We start from the raw sequence: 16,469 nt of genomic DNA on the forward strand, positions 1-16,469 counted from the left end.
TCTACACTACTCAAAAATTCCACTGTATCGGGGTACTTATGAAATTAGCACTTCTGGGTCGTCAGGCGCTGATGGGGATGATGGCCGTTGCGCTGGTCGCGGGTATGAGCGTGAAAACGTTCGCAGCAGAAAATCTGCTCAACAAAGTCAAAGAGCGCGGCACGCTGCTGGTGGGGCTGGAAGGAACCTATCCTCCGTTTAGCTTCCAGGGTGACGACGGCAAGCTGACCGGTTTTGAAGTGGAGTTTGCGCAGGAGCTGGCAAAACATCTCGGCGTGAAAGCCTCCCTGAAACCGACCAAATGGGACGGTATGCTGGCGTCGCTGGACTCCAAACGCATTGACGTAGTGATTAACCAGGTGACCATTTCTGACGAGCGCAAGAAGAAGTACGACTTCTCCACGCCGTACACCGTGTCCGGTATCCAGGCGCTGGTGAAGAAAGGTAACGAAGGCAGCATTAAAACCGCGGCGGATCTGAAAGGTAAGAAAGTCGGCGTGGGTCTGGGCACTAACTATGAAGAGTGGCTGCGCCAGAACGTGCAGGGCGTGGACATCCGCACGTATGATGATGACCCGACTAAATACCAGGATCTGCGCGTAGGCCGTATTGACGCCATTCTGGTCGACCGCCTGGCCGCGCTGGACCTGGTGAAGAAAACCAATAACACCCTGGCCGTTGCGGGCGAGCCGTTCTCCCGTCAGGAGTCCGGCGTGGCGGTGCGTAAAGGCAACGACGACCTGCTGAAGGCCATCGACGGCGCGCTTGCTGAAATGCAGAAAGACGGCAGCCTGAAGGCGCTTTCCGAGAAGTGGTTCGGCGCAGACGTGACCAAATAAGTCCCTGACCGATAAAAAAAGGCGCTTTTAAAAGCGCCTTTTTTATTTCTCGCGCGTCTGCGTGCATAATGAAATAACAATTGTTTGCGTGACCGGAGGAACCATGTCACTACAGAATTTAACGCGCTTTCCCCGTCTGGAATTTATTGGCGCCCCCACGCCGCTGGAGTACCTGCCGCGATTTTCTGACTATCTTGGGCGCGATATTTTCATTAAGCGTGACGATGTGACGCCAGTGGCGATGGGCGGAAATAAGCTGCGCAAGCTGGAGTTTCTCGCCGCCGATGCCCTGCGCGAGGGCGCGGACACGCTGGTCACCGCAGGGGCCATCCAGTCCAACCACGTTCGCCAGACCGCCGCCGTGGCGGCAAAGCTGGGCCTGCACTGCGTCGCCCTGCTGGAGAACCCGATCGGCACGCGGGCAGAGAATTACCTGACTAACGGTAACCGGCTGCTTCTGGATCTGTTTAATGTGCAGGTCGAAATGGTCGACGCGTTGACCGACCCGTCCGCGCAGCTTGACGAGCTCGCAACGCGGCTGGAAGCGCAGGGATTCCGCCCCTACGTTATTCCCGTGGGCGGCTCGAACGCGCTGGGCGCCCTCGGCTATGTCGAGAGCGCGCTGGAGATCGCTCAGCAGTGTGAAGGCGCGGTGAGCCTATCCTCGGTGGTGGTGGCCTCCGGCAGTGCAGGAACCCATGCGGGATTAGCGGTCGGGCTTGAGCAGCTGATGCCGGACGTTGAGCTGATTGGCGTCACGGTTTCCAGAAGCGTGGCGGATCAAAAGCCAAAAGTCGTCACCCTGCAGCAGGCGGTGGCAGAACAGCTTGAACTGGAGGCGAAGGCGGAAGTTACGCTGTGGGATGACTATTTTGCCCCTGGCTATGGCACCCCAAACGATGAAGGGATGGAGGCCGTTAAGCTGCTGGCTCGCCTTGAGGGTATTCTGCTGGATCCGGTCTATACCGGTAAGGCAATGGCTGGCCTGATTGACGGCATTGCCCGCAAGCGCTTTAAGGATGAAGGACCGATTTTGTTTGTTCATACTGGCGGGGCGCCTGCGCTGTTTGCCTATCATCCTCACGTCTAAAAATCAGGTAGAAAAATAATAATGCAAGAAAGTATTCAACTGGTTATTGATTCCCTGCCGTTTCTGCTTAAAGGGGCCGTGTTTACCCTGCAGCTGAGTATCGGCGGAATGTTCTTCGGGCTGGTACTCGGGTTTATTCTGGCGCTGATGCGCATGTCGAACATCTTGCCGGTGCGGTGGCTGGCGCGGTTTTACATCTCCGTATTCCGCGGAACGCCGCTTATCGCCCAGCTGTTCATGATTTACTACGGGCTGCCGCAGTTCGGCATCGAGCTGGATCCTGTTCCGGCGGCGATGATAGGTTTGTCGCTGAATACGGCGGCGTATACGTCTGAAACGCTGCGTGCGGCAATCTCCTCTATAGATAAGGGGCAGTGGGAAGCGGCGGCCAGCATCGGGATGACCCCGTGGCAGACGTTGCGCCGGGCGATCCTGCCGCAGGCGGCGCGCGTGGCGCTTCCTCCGCTGAGCAACAGCTTTATTAGCCTGGTGAAAGACACCTCGCTTGCGGCCACCATCCAGGTGCCGGAACTGTTCCGTCAGGCGCAGCTGATCACCTCGCGTACTCTTGAAGTGTTTACCATGTATCTGGCGGCCTCGCTGATTTACTGGGTGATGGCGACGGTGCTCTCCGCCCTGCAAAACTATTTTGAAAACCAGCTTAACCGCCAGGAGCGTGATCCAAAATGAGTGCAATTGACGTTAAAAACCTGGTGAAAAAGTTCCACGGGCAAACGGTGCTGCATGGAATCGACCTTGAGGTCGCGCAGGGCGAAGTGGTGGCGATTATCGGCCCAAGCGGGTCAGGGAAAACCACGCTGCTGCGCAGCATCAATCTTCTGGAGCAGCCGGAGGGCGGGACGATCCGCGTGGGCGATATCACCATTGATACCGGCAAATCCATCAGTCAGCAAAAAGGGTTGATTCGTCGCCTGCGTCAGCACGTTGGCTTCGTATTCCAGAGCTTTAATCTTTTCCCTCACCGCACGGTGCTGGAAAACATCATTGAAGGCCCGGTCATCGTTAAGGGTGAACCCCGGGAAGAAGCGACCGCCCGCGCCCGTGAACTGCTGGCGAAAGTTGGGCTGGCCGGTAAAGAGACAAGCTATCCGCGTCGTCTTTCCGGTGGTCAGCAGCAGCGTGTCGCCATAGCCCGCGCGCTGGCGATGCGCCCGGACGTAATCCTCTTCGATGAACCTACATCGGCGCTCGATCCCGAGCTGGTGGGGGAAGTGCTGAACACCATCCGACAGCTGGCGCAGGAAAAACGCACGATGGTGATTGTGACCCATGAAATGAGCTTTGCCCGCGACGTTGCCGATCGGGCTATCTTCATGGATCAGGGGCGAATTGTAGAGCAGGGGCCCGCTAAGGATCTGTTCGCCAATCCGCAGCAGCCGCGCACGCGCCAGTTCCTTGAAAAATTCTTAATGCAGTAGCATTTTCACACGCAATTTGCTCCAGATGCTCCTTCTGGAGCAAATTATCTTCCCTTAAAGCCTGTTCCGGTGCTTTTTTATTCCACCGAATTTGGATAAGCCCTCGCCAAATTAAAGATAATCTGCTCGGCGCCGACATTTTATATAAATAATCGTGATTTATGTGTTAGGTTATATTCACCATAATTATGATTATCTTTTATCAGAGGCTTCATTCAGAAGGTATGAGGGATATAGACTTTTTCACCTGGCGACGGGAATGCTTTCTCCGGTTTCAGGAAATGACCTGTGCCGACGAGGTATATCAGGAACTTCAGCGACAAACGCAGGCGCTAGACTTCGATTATTATGCGCTTTGCGTTCGACACCCTGTGCCATTTACCCGCCCGCGTACGTCCGTCCACTCCACTTATCCGCAGCAGTGGATGGCGCAATATCAGTCCGAGAATTATTTCTCCATCGATCCGGTGCTTAAGCCCGAGAATTTCATACAGGGCCATTTGCCCTGGACGGATGAATTATTCACGGATGCCCAGAAATTATGGGACGGGGCGCGGGATCACGGTTTACGTAAAGGAATAACGCAGTGCATGATGTTGCCAAATCATGCGCTTGGGTTCCTCTCCGTGTCGCGTACCAGCCTGCAGGCAAGCGCAATATCCAGCGAAGAAGTGGAGCTGCGTCTGCAAATGCTGGTTCAGATGGCGTTAACCTCACTGCTTCGTTTTGAGGATGAGATGGTGATGCCGCCGGAAATGAAATTCAGCAAGCGTGAGCGGGAAATTCTGAAGTGGACAGCGGAAGGGAAAACGTCGGCAGAGATCGCTATTATTCTCTCTATCTCGGAAAATACGGTGAATTTCCATCAGAAGAATATGCAGAAGAAATTCAACGCGCCGAATAAAACCCAGATAGCGTGTTATGCCGCAGCGACGGGGCTTATCTGACTGATATCACGTTCTGCGTGTCAGACGAGAAAACGGCTGAATGCTCTGCATCCAGCCGTTTTTGTTACTGGCGGTAGGCTTGTTTAATTTGCTTAACCGTATTGGCAAAAACAGCGGATTCCGCCCGATCTTCCATCTGCGCGATCTGTTTTTCCATTTTAATGATCACACGTCCAGCATCAGCCTGGCCCATCGCCTGTAACATAAGCGTCAGCAGCGACTTAAGGCAGTTTACTTCCTGTGCCAGTTCCTGGTTATTCTCGGCAGTGGCAAATTCAGGTGTGCTCATTTATTTTCCTCATTATAAAACAGCGCTTGAGCGCGACGATGAAAGTTAAGGCGGCGGAGTATACCACAAGCCGCGGCAAAAAATGCAGTGGTTGTTTTTTATACTTTTCCAGGTATTGATTATTGGTTCACGCGGATTATGAAGGTAATCTGTCCAATATGTTAGCGACAATTAAATGTTTATCACCGGTTCGCCATTCGTTAATTGTTGTTACAAAAAAATGAGAGCATTTTTTAGTTTGCGTTAACAAATGTTTTGGTAACTTTTTGAATGCTGGTGCTTAAAAATAGCGGCAAAAGCCCAGCGTGCGCGGGTTTTCTTTCCAGTTGCTGTACAGCCTAATTTCCAAAAACGAGACCACAATCGTATAGCCGATTTTTTAGCGTTTTAAACTTGGATGGAAAACCGCTAATATAAGCGGAATTAGCAGTCAGTAGCGTTATCCCTATTCTGGAGACATTTCCTTTGATCAACGTCCTTCTTGTTGATGACCACGAACTGGTGCGCGCAGGGATACGTCGCATTCTTGAAGATATAAAGGGTATTAAAGTTGCCGGCGAGGCATGCTGTGGCGAAGATGCCGTAAAATGGTGTCGCGCTAACTCAGCAGACGTGGTGCTGATGGATATGAACATGCCCGGAATCGGCGGGCTTGAAGCCACGCGTAAAATCGCCCGCATGTTCGTTGACACAAAAGTCATCATGCTGACCGTCCATACCGAAAATCCGCTCCCGGCCAGGGTTATGCAGGCAGGGGCTGCCGGATATCTCAGCAAAGGTGCCGCGCCGCAGGAAGTCGTTAATGCGATCCGTTCCGTCTATGCAGGTCAGCGGTACATTGCTTCAGACATTGCTCAACAGATGGCGCTGAGTCAGATTGAACCGGAAAAAACGGAATCTCCGTTCGCCAGTTTGTCTGAGCGTGAATTGCAGATTATGCTGATGATCACTAAAGGTCAGAAGGTGAATGAGATTTCAGAGCAGCTGAATCTCAGCCCGAAAACGGTCAACAGCTATCGCTATCGGATGTTCAGTAAACTGAACATACACGGTGATGTCGAACTGACTCATCTGGCCATTCGCCATGGTTTGTGCAATGCGGAGTCATTAATAAGTCAGTGAGTGAAGCGTTCGATTCAAAAGCATTTCTGAAAACCGTCACCAGCCAGCCGGGCGTCTACCGAATGTACGACGCTGGCGGTACGGTTATCTATGTCGGTAAGGCAAAAGATCTGAAAAAACGCCTTTCCAGCTATTTCCGCAGCAATCTTGCCTCTCGTAAAACCGAAGCACTGGTCGCACTCATCAACAACATTGATGTCACCGTGACGCATACGGAAACGGAAGCGCTGCTGCTTGAGCACAACTATATCAAGCTGTATCAGCCGCGCTACAACGTTCTGCTGCGCGATGATAAGTCCTACCCGTTTATCTTCCTGAGCGGTGATACCCATCCTCGCCTGGCGATGCATCGTGGCGCTAAGCATGCGAAGGGTGAATACTTTGGCCCTTTCCCGAACGGTTATGCCGTACGCGAAACGCTGGCGCTGTTGCAAAAAATCTTCCCCGTTCGCCAGTGTGAAAACAGCGTCTACCGCAACCGTTCCCGGCCGTGCCTGCAATATCAGATTGGCCGCTGCCTGGGGCCGTGCGTCGAAGGGCTGGTAAGTGAAGAAGAGTATGCGCAGCAGGTTGAGTACGTGCGCCTGTTTTTAGCCGGTAAAGACGATCAGGTGCTGACGCAGCTGATTGCCCGCATGGAGAAAGCCAGCGCGGGGCTGGAGTTTGAGGAAGCCGCGCGCATCCGCGATCAGATCCAGGCGGTGCGCAGAGTTACCGAGAAGCAGTTTGTTTCCAACACGGGCGACGACCTCGACGTTATCGGCGTTGCCTTTGACGCCGGTCTGGCCTGTGTTCACGTGCTGTTTATTCGTCAGGGCAAGGTGCTCGGCAGCCGCAGCTACTTCCCGAAGGTGCCGGGCGGCACCGAACTGGGGGAAGTGGTGGAAACCTTCGTCGGCCAGTTCTATTTGCAGGGCAGCCAGATGCGTACGCTGCCGTCTGAGATCCTGCTCGACTTCACCCTCGACGACAAAACGCTGCTGGCGGATTCGCTTTCGGAGCTGGCCGGCCGCCGGGTGAACGTGCAGACGAAACCGCGCGGCGATCGCGCCCGCTATCTGAAGCTGGCGCGAACCAATGCCGCCACGGCGCTGACCACCAAACTTTCTCAGCAGTCCACCGTCAGCCAGCGCTTAACCGCGCTCGCTACGCTGCTCAAGCTGCCTGAAGTGAAGCGTATGGAATGCTTCGACATCAGCCATACCATGGGCGAGCAGACCGTGGCGTCGTGCGTGGTCTTTGATGCCAACGGACCGCTGCGGGCAGAGTATCGTCGGTATAACATCACCGGCATTACCCCGGGCGACGATTACGCCGCCATGAACCAGGTGCTGCGCCGCCGCTATGGTAAAGCGATCGAAGCGAGCAAAATTCCTGACGTTATTCTTATCGACGGCGGGAAAGGGCAGCTTGGACAGGCGAAGGCGGTATTTGAATCGCTCGACGTGGAGTGGGATAAAAACCATCCGCTGCTGTTAGGGGTGGCGAAAGGGGCGGATCGTAAAGCGGGTCTGGAGACGTTGTTCTTCGAGCCGGAAGGGGAGGGCTTCAGCCTGCCGCCTGATTCTCCTGCGCTGCACGTGATCCAGCATATCCGCGATGAGTCGCACGATCACGCCATCAGCGGGCACCGGAAAAAACGGGCGAAAGTGAAAAATACCAGTACCCTTGAGACTATCGAAGGCGTCGGGCCAAAACGTCGCCAGATGCTGTTGAAGTACATGGGCGGATTGCAAGGATTACTCAATGCCAGCATGGAGGAAATTGCAAAAGTGCCGGGTATTTCGCAAGGGCTGGCAGAAAAGATCTACTACTCGTTGAAACATTGAGGGCTCTGTAGCAACATAGAGCTAAATTTTACTGACAACAGACAGTTACCGTCATCATGCGATTTAATATCCCTACGTTGCTCACTCTTTTTCGCGTTGTGCTCATTCCGTTCTTTGTACTGGCATTTTATCTGCCGGTGGTGTGGGCACCGTTTGCCTGTGCGCTGATTTTCCTGATCGCCGCCGTGACGGACTGGTTCGACGGCTATCTGGCGCGTCGCTGGAATCAGAGTACCCGATTCGGCGCGTTCCTCGATCCGGTTGCGGATAAGGTGATGGTGGCAATCGCGATGGTGCTGGTGGCGGAACATTATCATACCTGGTGGGTTACGCTGCCTGCGGCGACCATGATTGGCCGTGAGATTATTATCTCTGCCCTGCGCGAGTGGATGGCGGAGCTGGGTAAACGCAGCAGCGTGGCGGTGTCCTGGATCGGCAAAGTCAAAACCACCGCACAGATGGCGGCGCTGGTGTGGATGCTGTGGCGTCCGAATGCCTGGGTTGAGTGGGCAGGTATCGGCCTGCTGTGGGTCGCGGCGGTGCTGACGCTGTGGTCAATGCTGCAATATTTGAACGCCGCGCGCGGAGATTTGCTTGAACAGTGATCGTTTCGCCTTAATTTTCAGCAAACGATCCTGAGATGCAAAAAATATCGTTGACTCAAAACGACATATCAGTAGAATGCAACGCATCGAACGGCGGCACAGTCAGCCGGACGATAATGAAATCAAGAAGTTAGATAACGCTTGATGACATGCGGGAATAGCTCAGTTGGTAGAGCACGACCTTGCCAAGGTCGGGGTCGCGAGTTCGAGTCTCGTTTCCCGCTCCAGTTTAAATACATCGGCATTTGCGGGTGTAGGTCGAAAGACAGCAGATTTAAGGCGCGTTAGCAAAGCGGTTATGTAGCGGATTGCAAATCCGTCTAGTCCGGTTCGACTCCGGAACGCGCCTCCACTTTCTTCCCTGGCCGGATGGTGGAATCGGTAGACACAAGGGATTTAAAATCCCTCGGCGTTCGCGCTGTGTGGGTTCAAGTCCCACTCCGGCTACCATGGGAAACAAAGAATAATCAAAGCAATAAGCAGTGTCGTGAAACCACCGAAAGGTGGTTTTTTTGTGCCTGTCATTCCGCTTCTCAGCATCCTCCCTCTCTGGCTTTAGCGATCCTTTTGCAGCGTAATTAAACAGATACGCATTATGCTATCTTAAGACGGGCGCCTTTTACGGTCTGTAGATGTTCAGGCCTGCGACCCGATTCCCGATGCCATCACCTCATTTTAAGGGCCGCTATGTCTTTACCGCCACTGTATGCGCTGCGTGCGTTTGAAGTTGCTGCGCGACTGAACTCCTTCAGCAAAGCCGCTGAAACGCTCAATATTACGCCGGGCGCGGTCAGCAGACACGTCCGCACCCTTGAACTGTGGTTCGACTGCGAGCTTTTTAAAAGACAGGGCCCCCGGGTGGAGGTCACCGAGGCCGGGCGAGTGCTGGCCGGGCAGCTGAACGAGAGCTTCACGAGCATTGAGTGGGCCTGCCGGGCATTTCGCAGTGAAAATCATCTGCTGCGGCTAAAAGCGCCCAGCACCCTGACCATGAGATGGCTTCTCGACGTGTTGCGATCCTTTCGGAACAGCCATGCAAAGCCACAGGTTGAGATTGCCAGCGTCTGGATGGACATTGATACCGTTGATTTCAACCTTGAGCCATACGACTGCGCCATCCTGCTCGGTAACGGCCATTTCGGTGAGACGGCGGAAAGCCAGCTGCTTTTTAGTGAATGGCTTATCCCGGTTTGCACCCCCTCGCTTATCGAACCGGCCCGGCAGCGGCTTGCGCAATGCGATTTGATCCATCCCTCACCGGACAGAAGGGACTGGAGGCGCTGGCTGCGAAGAACGGGGCTATACCCGGGGCTCGATATGAGCAGCGGCATGGTGTTTGATACCCTTGAACAGGGAAGTATTGCCGCCATGAACGGTCACGGTATCGCGATTGCCGACCTGCGCCTTACGCTCGACGCCCTGAAAAGCGGCCTGCTCGGCCTGCCCTTCAGGGAAGCTATCGCGACGGGAGATGGCTACTACCTCGTCTGGCCAAAAAATTCGCTCAAAAGAGACAGCATCCAGCATCTTCTGGCCTGGCTGCAAAACCACGCCCCGGTCGTCCCGGCTCTGGATATCGTTTGTCTGGAATACGATGAAGGCCGGGTTTAATAAGGCCGTTATGAGTAAGTAATGTTCACCATCTTTTTATAACGTTCCGGCAAAGCGCCGTTCAGGCTGAGCACCTTATCCAGAATATCAAAAGCAGGGGTGTTTTCCTGCTGCCCGGCGTCGAGGATTGCCGCGCGTAAAATCGTGGCGGCAGACGAAACCCTGTGAAAATAGTCTTCGGACTCGGGCGTCTGTAGTTCGCCGGAAGCGGCGTAACGCACCTGTGGCCAGCCAGAGAAGTCGAGCAGGGGAAGAGGCTTTCCCGCTTCAGGCAGAGAGGCCGAAAGCAGCGCAGCCGCCTGTTTAGGGTCACGATGGGCGGCACAAAGCATATACACGCGCTGCGAAAACGGTGACAGGGCCTCTGAGTGAGGTTTCGTCGCCATAAGCATGGCCATAAAATCCTGTAAATCACCGGCTGAACGGGCGTCAGGCGGTAAGTCGAACTTCATTAACTGATATAACGCATCAAGTGTCATGTTTGCCCCGGATCCTCTTATCATTATTATTCAGCGTGCGGCTGAACGTTTATCGACCCGCGCAACGGCGGGTCGTGATGATGATATTTGAATGCGGTCGCTTCAGAAAAACGATTAATAATGGAAATCACTGTGAGTTTTACTCACGCTGGCCGCTGCGCTTCACGCCCCTCCAAGATAGGCTTTCCTTACCTCCGGGTCGTTCAGCAGCGCCTCGCCGCTGCCGCTTAAGCGGATCTGCCCGTTAACCATCACATAGCCGCGGTCGGACAACTTCAGGGCATGGTGCGCGTTCTGCTCCACGAGAAAAATCGTCATCCCGTTACGGGCCAGCTCGCGCAGCGTCTGGAAAATCTGTTTAACCACGATGGGCGCGAGGCCGAGGCTGGGTTCATCCAGCAGCAGAAGTTTGGGGCGGCTCATCAGCGCGCGGGCGATAGCCAGCATCTGCTGTTCTCCCCCGGAGAGCGTCATCGCCCGCTGGTTGCGCCGCTCTTTGAGGCGGGGAAACAGGTCAAACATGCTCTGCATATCTGCCGCTGCGTGCTGGCTGCCGATGGGAATCGTCCCCATCAGCAAATTCTCTTCCACAGACATATCGGGGAAAACGCGTCGCCCCTCAGGCGCCTGAGCAATGCCGCCGGTAGCGACGTAGTGGGTGGATTTGTGGCTGATATCCTCGCCGCAGAAGACGATCTGCCCGCTGCGAATGCGGGGCTGGCCAAAGACAGACATCAGCAGGGTCGATTTACCCGCACCGTTAGCGCCAATCAAGGCCACGGTCTCTCCTTCGTTAACCTCAAGCGAGACCTGCCTGAGCGCCTGGATCGCGCCATAAAAAACGTCCACACTGTGAAACTGAAGCATCGGTTCGCTCACGGGCTGACCTCGCTTTCGTCGGTACCCAAATAGGCGGCAATGACGCTGTCATTGTGCTGGATCGCGTCTGGCGTACCTCTGGCAATAACGTCGCCGTGATCGAGCACGATGATGTCATCCGAAATCTCCATCACCATCCCCATGTCATGCTCAATCAGCAGCACCGTAATGCCGTGGTGGTCGCGCAGGAAGCGAACGATTTCGCTCAGCTTGTGCGTCTCAACCGGGTTCAGCCCGGCGGCGGGTTCATCGAGACAAATCATCTCCGGGCCGGTACACATGGCGCGGGCGATTTCGAGGCGCCGCTGCTGGCCGTAGGACATTTCACCGGCAAGCCGGTTCGCGCAGTCCACCAGATCCACCGCCTCCAGCCAGTAAAACGCCCGGTCCAGCGCATCGCTTTCCGCCCGACGATATGCCGGAGTATTCAGCACCCCCGCAAGCAGGCTGCGGTTGACGCGCATATGCTGCGCCACCAGCAGGTTTTCCACTACCGACATCTCGCGAAACAGGCGGATGTTCTGAAAGGTGCGGGCAAGACCCGCGCGGTTCACCAGATGCGTGCCGCCGAACATTTTATAGAACAGTCGCTGGCCGAGCTGCGTCGGGTTGAGCCAGTCGCCGGGCTGGAACTTCTGGCCAAGCACCTGGATGACGTTGGTGGTTTTATCACGCGCATTGAATATTATGTTGCCACCGGAAGCGCGGTAGAAACCGGTCAGGCAGTTAAAGACGGTCGTTTTTCCCGCGCCGTTAGGTCCAATCAGGGCGGTAATCGACCCGCGCTGCACCTCAAGGTTGACGTCGTTTAGGGCCCTGATGCCACCGAAATGCATCATCAGATGCTCTACGCGCAAAATTGTTGCGTTCATGGTGCGACTCCTTTACGCACGGCAAATCCGCTGCGGTTGATGCGGATCAGGCCGCGAGGACGCCAGATCATCATGACCACCATCAGCATGCCGAACAGCAGCACGCGGTATTCCGCAAAGCTGCGCAGCAGCTCCGGCGTGACGGTAAGCACGAAGGCTGCCAGAACGACGCCCACGGTAGAGCCCATTCCGCCCAGAACCACGATTGCGAGAATCAGAGCCGATTCGAAAAAGGTGAAGGAGGTGGGGTTCACAAAACCCTGGTAGGTGGCAAAAAATACGCCGGCGATACCCGCCGTCGATGCGCCGAGGGTAAACGCCGAAAGCTTCACCAGGACGTGATTAAGCCCCATTGAGCGGCAGGCAATTTCATCTTCACGGAGCGCCTCCCACGCCCGGCCAACCGGCATACGCGTCAGCCGGTGCTTAATGTACAGCACCAGCACGACCACCAGAAACAGCACCGCATAGATGAAGATAAACTTCATGTTGGGGTTATAGGTCAGGCCGAAGAACTCGTGGAAGGGCACGCCGCCTTCCTTAGCGCGTCGACCAAACTCCAGGCCCAAAAAGGTCGGGGCGGGGGCTGAAACGCCGTTAGGCCCGCCGGTGAAGGTCAGCCAGTTGTTCAGCACCAGGCGGATAATCTCGCCAAACCCGAGCGTGACGATGGCCAGGTAATCCCCGTGCATGCGCAGCACCGGAAAGCCGAGCAGGGCGCCCGCGCCCGCGGCCATCAGCGCCGCCAGCGGCAGCATGCTCCAGAACCCTAAGCCAAGATACTGATACCCAAGCGCCAGGCCGTAGGCCCCAATGGCGTAAAAGGCGACGTAGCCCAGATCCAGCAGCCCCGCCAGCCCGACAACAATGTTCAGCCCAAGGCCGAGCAGGACGTAGATCAGCCCGAGAATGGCGACCGTCAGGACGTACTTGGTGGCAACAAACGGGAAGCAAATCGCCAGCGTGACGATCAGCGGCAGGATCCAGCGCATGCGGCTCTTGTACCCCGGCGGCCGGACGTACACCCCCGCGCTGTCAGATTCAAACCGTGCCTGTAGTCGTCTTCCGGCAGCCGTACCGGAAAAAGCGCTGAGCAAAAAGCGTCCCAGCATCACGGTGCCCGTCATCCACGCCAGACGTTGGCCGTCAAAGGTAAAGCTATAGCCATCCAGTATCACGCCCGCAATCGGGCCGAAAATAATCAGCGCGATCGTTCCGGAAAAAATCGCGTCCAGAAGGCAGCGCTTCAGGGAAAATCCGTCAGAGGTCATCGCGTTGTTCCTTACACTTTAGCCACGACGGGGCGGCCCAGCAGCCCCTGAGGACGGAAGATCAGAATCAGGACCAGCAGGCCAAACGAGAACACGTCCTTGTAGTCCGAGTTCACCAGCCCGGAGAATTGTGCTTCGGCGATCCCCAGGATCAGCCCGCCGAGCATCGCGCCAGGCAACGAGCCGATGCCGCCAAGCACCGCCGCCGTGAATGCCTTAATGCCGATGACGAACCCGACGTAAAAATCGAAGGTGCCGTAATTCATGGTGATCAGCACGCCCGCCAGCCCGGCCATGGCGGCGCCAATAACAAACACCAGCGAAATAATCCTGTCGGTGTTGATGCCCAGGATAGAGGCCATTTTGCGATCCTGCTGCACCGCGCGGCACATCCGCCCCAGGCGGGTACGGCTGATAATCCAGGTCAGGACCAGCATGCCCGCGAAAGAGGCAATGAGGATAAAGACCTTGGTATAGGTTATCTGGACAAACCCTTCGCCCAGGTGGAAGCGCAGCACGCCGTCCAGCATGGTAGGTACGCCCTGCTGCCGCGGACCCTGGCTGAGCTGGACGTAGTTTTGCAGTATCAGCGACATCCCGATGGCCGAGATCAGCGGAGCCAGGCGGGTCGAGTTGCGCAGGGGCCTATAGGCGATGCGCTCAATAGTCCAGCCGTAAACCCCGGTGACCACGATGGTGAATACCAGCGTCCCGAGGATCAGCAGCGGAAATGACTGAAGTCCAAAAAACGCCAGCAGGGCAAGGCCAATGGCCGAGAGATAGGCGGAAATCATATACACTTCGCCGTGGGCGAAATTGATCATGCCGATAATGCCGTACACCATGGTGTAGCCGATAGCGATAAGGCCATAGACCGAACCCAGCGTCAGGCCGTTAATTAACTGCTGAAGGAAGAAAGTACTCATCGTTGCGCACCTGAATGAGGGGTTACGCCGGCGGGCAACCCCGCCGGCGTCGAGCAGATTCCGTCCCGTTACGGCACTTCTTTATATTTGCCTTTGTCGTCCCACTGGTACACCACATAGTTAGACACCCTGAGATCGCCTTTGCTGTCCCAGGCTTTTTTACCCATAACCGTGTCGACGGAATTGGCCTTCAGCCACTCGCTGGCTTTCGCAGAATCCGTACCTTTGGTGGCCTTAAACGCCGCCGCGATAGCCTGCACCGAAGCGTAGGCGTAGAGCGTATAGCCTTCAGGTTCAAATTTACCGGCGCGGAATTTCTCGATAACGGCCTTCCCGTCCGGGATCTGGCGGGGATCTTTGCCGAAGGTCATATAGATGCCGTTGGTATATTGCGCACCGCCGGCGGCGGTCACCATCTCCTCGTTGACGATGCAGTCACCGGAGAAGAACTTCGCCTGTACGCCCTGTTCACGCATCTGGCGAACCAGCGGGCCCGCTTCCGGGTGGCAGCCGCCGAAGAACACCACGTCCGGTTTCTGCGCGCCAATTTTGGTCACCAGCGCGTTAAAGTCTTTTTCCCCGCGCGATAGCCCTTCGTACATCACATCCTTGACGCCGCGTTTCGCCAGCGCCGCTTTGGTTGCGTCCGCCAGCCCCTGACCATAGGTGTCTTTATCGTGGATAATGACCACCCGTTTAGCGTTCAGCTTATCAATAATAAAATCGCTGGCGACCTGGCCCTGCTGATCGTCGCGGCCGCACATGCGGAACATATCGCTCATGCCGCGCTCGGTAATCAGAGGGTTAGTCGAGCCGGGGGTGATGGATAATATTCCTGCATCGCTATACACCTCGGAGGCGGGCATGGTCGACGAGGAGCAGAAGTGGCCGACCACCGCGTTGACCTTGTCCTGATCGACCAGGCGGTTGGCAACGGCGACCGCCTGTTTAGGCTCGCAGGCGTCATCGCCCTGAACCAGCCTGATTTTCTCACCGTTGATCCCGCCTGCGGCGTTAATGTCTTCCGCCGCCTGCGTGGCGCCGTGCCAGTACTGATCGCCATAGGTTGCGTTCGGGCCGGTGAATGGCCCGGCCACGCCAATCACAATATCAGCCCGCGCGGAAAAGGCCGTCACCAGGCAGCCAGCCAGCAGAAGGGAAAGGGACGTTTTGGTAAATTTCAGCGACATTATTATGTTCCTTAGCAAAGAGGTTTTTGCACCAGGTATAAACCCGAACGCCTGATGGCATCGTTAATCCAAAAACAAGAGCGAGAACAAAATGCACGTTAGAAGCAATCTCCTGCTTAATACGGCGAGGATCCTACGCACCGCGAAGCGCGCAGAACATTAAGCAAAAAGGTTGCCAGAATGGTTAATCCCTTGACCGGGTCACAGCATGTTGAGTATAGAGTGCCGTTTTATGCGCCTTTGCGGGATGACGTGAAATTACAGCGGAGATCACATCTCCTTAACAACAAAGCCCATAAGTTGTGCAAGGGTCACGAATTGCACGTTTATGCAGCAATAAAGACCTAAACTTCAGATAGGCACGCGCGGCGATATATGTCAGGATCGTTTTTTTTATCAGGAGTATCAGCAATGGCTGAAGGCCCATTAAATGAAAGCGAGATGGCGTGGCTGGAAGAGACATTAATGTCTTACGGTCACGACGATGCATCCGTGATTGACGTGTCCGAACTGGACGGCATGCTTACCGCAGTACTTTCCGGTCCCGTTGTGGTGGAGCCCGACACCTGGCTGGTGGCGGTCTGGGGCGGTGAGAAGTTTATTCCGCGCTGGAAAAACGACCGTGAGATGAACCGCTTTATCGATCTTTGCTTTAAGCATATGAACGATATTGCCGAGCGTCTGAGCGAATACCCGGACCAGTTTGAGCCGCTGTTTGGCTATAACGACGTTGACGGCCAGAGTTATACCGTGGTGGAAGAGTGGTGCTATGGCTATATGCGCGGCGTGGCGCTGACGGACTGGTCATCCCTGCCGGAATCGCTACAGGCCGATCTGGCCGTGATTGCGCTGCACGGTACGGAAGAGAACAGCGAGAAGCTGGATGCGCTGACCGAAGAGGAGTACATGGCCAGCATTGAGAGTATCCAGCCTGCGGCGCTGCGTTTGTATAACTACTGGGTGGCTAACCCGCAGCAGCCGGAAGCGAAGCAACCGATCGTGAACGGGGCAAAGGTGGGTCGTAACGATCCGTGCCCGTGCGGCAGCGGGAAGAAGTTCAAAAGCTGCTGTCTGCACTGAT

17 protein-coding genes and 3 tRNA genes are annotated in these 16,469 nt (G+C 55.5%); 13 read left to right on the forward strand and 7 right to left on the reverse strand.

Annotation, left to right across the window (positions count from 1 at the left end; all coding sequences use genetic code 11):
• Nucleotides 1-38: 38 nt before the first annotated feature.
• The 5 genes from tcyJ (at nt 39) to sdiA (ending at nt 4,315) form a co-directional block, all read left to right on the forward strand.
• A complete protein-coding gene (gene tcyJ / locus IM304_RS08410; protein WP_176610003.1) occupies nt 39-839 on the forward strand; it encodes a cystine ABC transporter substrate-binding protein in 801 nt (266 codons plus the stop codon).
• A 103-nt stretch (nt 840-942) separates the two neighbouring features.
• Nucleotides 943-1,929, forward strand: coding sequence for a D-cysteine desulfhydrase (gene dcyD, locus IM304_RS08415; RefSeq protein WP_193354674.1), 987 nt, complete (start codon nt 943-945; stop codon nt 1,927-1,929).
• Nucleotides 1,930-1,950: 21 nt separating this feature from the next.
• Nucleotides 1,951-2,619: a cystine ABC transporter permease gene (tcyL, locus tag IM304_RS08420; RefSeq protein ID WP_176610004.1), complete on the forward strand. Its 669-nt coding sequence runs from the start codon at nt 1,951-1,953 to the stop codon at nt 2,617-2,619.
• Nucleotides 2,616-3,368: an L-cystine ABC transporter ATP-binding protein TcyN gene (gene tcyN / locus IM304_RS08425; protein ID WP_193354673.1), complete on the forward strand. Its 753-nt coding sequence runs from the start codon at nt 2,616-2,618 to the stop codon at nt 3,366-3,368. Before tcyL ends, tcyN begins: the two co-directional genes overlap by 4 nt.
• A gap of 224 nt (nt 3,369-3,592) precedes the next feature.
• The gene (gene sdiA / locus IM304_RS08430) at nt 3,593-4,315 is read left to right on the forward strand and encodes a transcriptional regulator SdiA (RefSeq protein WP_193354723.1); all 723 of its coding nucleotides are present in this window, start codon (nt 3,593-3,595) and stop codon (nt 4,313-4,315) included.
• Between the two features lie 64 nt (nt 4,316-4,379).
• On the opposite strand, the gene IM304_RS08435 is transcribed toward sdiA, so the two are convergent.
• Complete coding sequence (locus IM304_RS08435; protein ID WP_148418130.1) at nt 4,380-4,604, reverse strand: DUF2594 family protein; 225 nt, start codon at nt 4,602-4,604, stop codon at nt 4,380-4,382.
• Nucleotides 4,605-5,069: 465 nt separating this feature from the next.
• Here IM304_RS08435 and uvrY point away from each other — a divergent pair, with 465 nt between their 5' ends.
• The 7 genes from uvrY to IM304_RS08470 all read left to right on the forward strand — a co-directional run bounded on the left by uvrY (nt 5,070) and on the right by IM304_RS08470 (nt 9,771).
• Nucleotides 5,070-5,726 carry a UvrY/SirA/GacA family response regulator transcription factor gene (uvrY, locus tag IM304_RS08440; RefSeq protein ID WP_148418129.1) on the forward strand — a complete coding sequence of 219 codons (657 nt, stop codon included), beginning with the start codon at nt 5,070-5,072 and terminating at the stop codon, nt 5,724-5,726.
• Nucleotides 5,723-7,555, forward strand: coding sequence for an excinuclease ABC subunit UvrC (gene uvrC, locus IM304_RS08445; protein WP_193354672.1), 1,833 nt, complete (start codon nt 5,723-5,725; stop codon nt 7,553-7,555). The genes uvrY and uvrC overlap by 4 nt, the downstream gene beginning before the upstream one ends.
• A 56-nt stretch (nt 7,556-7,611) precedes the next feature.
• On the forward strand, nt 7,612-8,160 hold the full coding sequence (gene pgsA / locus IM304_RS08450) for a CDP-diacylglycerol--glycerol-3-phosphate 3-phosphatidyltransferase (RefSeq protein WP_003859652.1): 549 nt from the start codon (nt 7,612-7,614) through the stop codon (nt 8,158-8,160).
• Between the two features lie 151 nt (nt 8,161-8,311).
• Nucleotides 8,312-8,387 (forward strand) — tRNA-Gly (locus IM304_RS08455).
• Between the two features lie 51 nt (nt 8,388-8,438).
• Nucleotides 8,439-8,512, forward strand: a tRNA-Cys gene (locus IM304_RS08460).
• A gap of 11 nt (nt 8,513-8,523) precedes the next feature.
• Nucleotides 8,524-8,610: transfer RNA gene (locus IM304_RS08465), tRNA-Leu, on the forward strand.
• Between the two features lie 237 nt (nt 8,611-8,847).
• Entirely contained in the window at nt 8,848-9,771 is a 924-nt protein-coding gene (locus IM304_RS08470) for a LysR substrate-binding domain-containing protein (RefSeq protein ID WP_193354671.1), read from the forward strand.
• Nucleotides 9,772-9,779: 8 nt separating this feature from the next.
• Here IM304_RS08470 and IM304_RS08475 read toward each other — a convergent pair whose 3' ends face one another.
• The 6 genes from IM304_RS08475 to IM304_RS08500 form a co-directional block, all read right to left on the reverse strand.
• Nucleotides 9,780-10,250 (reverse strand): hypothetical protein, encoded by a 471-nt coding sequence (locus tag IM304_RS08475; protein WP_193354670.1) that lies wholly within the window; start codon nt 10,248-10,250, stop codon nt 9,780-9,782.
• A gap of 162 nt (nt 10,251-10,412) precedes the next feature.
• On the reverse strand, nt 10,413-11,129 hold the full coding sequence (locus IM304_RS08480; protein ID WP_148418122.1) for an ABC transporter ATP-binding protein: 717 nt from the start codon (nt 11,127-11,129) through the stop codon (nt 10,413-10,415).
• Nucleotides 11,126-12,001 (reverse strand): ABC transporter ATP-binding protein, encoded by an 876-nt coding sequence (locus tag IM304_RS08485; protein WP_148418121.1) that lies wholly within the window; start codon nt 11,999-12,001, stop codon nt 11,126-11,128. The genes IM304_RS08480 and IM304_RS08485 overlap by 4 nt, the downstream gene beginning before the upstream one ends.
• Nucleotides 11,998-13,272 (reverse strand): high-affinity branched-chain amino acid ABC transporter permease LivM, encoded by a 1,275-nt coding sequence (livM, locus tag IM304_RS08490; protein WP_193354669.1) that lies wholly within the window; start codon nt 13,270-13,272, stop codon nt 11,998-12,000. Before livM ends, IM304_RS08485 begins: the two co-directional genes overlap by 4 nt.
• A gap of 11 nt (nt 13,273-13,283) precedes the next feature.
• Nucleotides 13,284-14,198: a branched-chain amino acid ABC transporter permease LivH gene (locus IM304_RS08495; RefSeq protein ID WP_148418119.1), complete on the reverse strand. Its 915-nt coding sequence runs from the start codon at nt 14,196-14,198 to the stop codon at nt 13,284-13,286.
• Between the two features lie 68 nt (nt 14,199-14,266).
• A complete protein-coding gene (locus IM304_RS08500) occupies nt 14,267-15,388 on the reverse strand; it encodes a branched-chain amino acid ABC transporter substrate-binding protein (RefSeq protein WP_193354668.1) in 1,122 nt (373 codons plus the stop codon).
• 411 nt (nt 15,389-15,799) lie between these two features.
• On the opposite strand from IM304_RS08500, the gene IM304_RS08505 reads away from it, so the two are divergent.
• Nucleotides 15,800-16,468, forward strand: coding sequence for a YecA family protein (locus IM304_RS08505; protein ID WP_148418117.1), 669 nt, complete (start codon nt 15,800-15,802; stop codon nt 16,466-16,468).
• Nucleotide 16,469: the final 1 nt, after the last annotated feature.

Origin of the sequence: Enterobacter cloacae complex sp. P40C2, from assembly GCF_014930695.1 — a bacterium.
GTDB classification, from domain to species: Bacteria; Pseudomonadota; Gammaproteobacteria; order Enterobacterales; family Enterobacteriaceae; genus Enterobacter; species Enterobacter pasteurii.

Coding starts and splice junctions, on each gene's coding strand:
- tcyN (WP_193354673.1), top strand. CDS start 2,616: ATGAGTGCAATTGACGTTAAAAACCTGGTGAAAAAGTTCCACGGGCAA.
- tcyJ (WP_176610003.1), top strand. CDS start 39: ATGAAATTAGCACTTCTGGGTCGTCAGGCGCTGATGGGGATGATGGCC.
- IM304_RS08475 (WP_193354670.1), bottom strand. CDS start 10,250: ATGACACTTGATGCGTTATATCAGTTAATGAAGTTCGACTTACCGCCT.
- IM304_RS08500 (WP_193354668.1), bottom strand. CDS start 15,388: ATGTCGCTGAAATTTACCAAAACGTCCCTTTCCCTTCTGCTGGCTGGC.
- livM (WP_193354669.1), bottom strand. CDS start 13,272: ATGACCTCTGACGGATTTTCCCTGAAGCGCTGCCTTCTGGACGCGATT.
- dcyD (WP_193354674.1), top strand. CDS start 943: ATGTCACTACAGAATTTAACGCGCTTTCCCCGTCTGGAATTTATTGGC.
- IM304_RS08505 (WP_148418117.1), top strand. CDS start 15,800: ATGGCTGAAGGCCCATTAAATGAAAGCGAGATGGCGTGGCTGGAAGAG.
- IM304_RS08470 (WP_193354671.1), top strand. CDS start 8,848: ATGTCTTTACCGCCACTGTATGCGCTGCGTGCGTTTGAAGTTGCTGCG.
- IM304_RS08495 (WP_148418119.1), bottom strand. CDS start 14,198: ATGAGTACTTTCTTCCTTCAGCAGTTAATTAACGGCCTGACGCTGGGT.
- IM304_RS08435 (WP_148418130.1), bottom strand. CDS start 4,604: ATGAGCACACCTGAATTTGCCACTGCCGAGAATAACCAGGAACTGGCA.
- sdiA (WP_193354723.1), top strand. CDS start 3,593: ATGAGGGATATAGACTTTTTCACCTGGCGACGGGAATGCTTTCTCCGG.
- pgsA (WP_003859652.1), top strand. CDS start 7,612: ATGCGATTTAATATCCCTACGTTGCTCACTCTTTTTCGCGTTGTGCTC.
- IM304_RS08485 (WP_148418121.1), bottom strand. CDS start 12,001: ATGAACGCAACAATTTTGCGCGTAGAGCATCTGATGATGCATTTCGGT.
- tcyL (WP_176610004.1), top strand. CDS start 1,951: ATGCAAGAAAGTATTCAACTGGTTATTGATTCCCTGCCGTTTCTGCTT.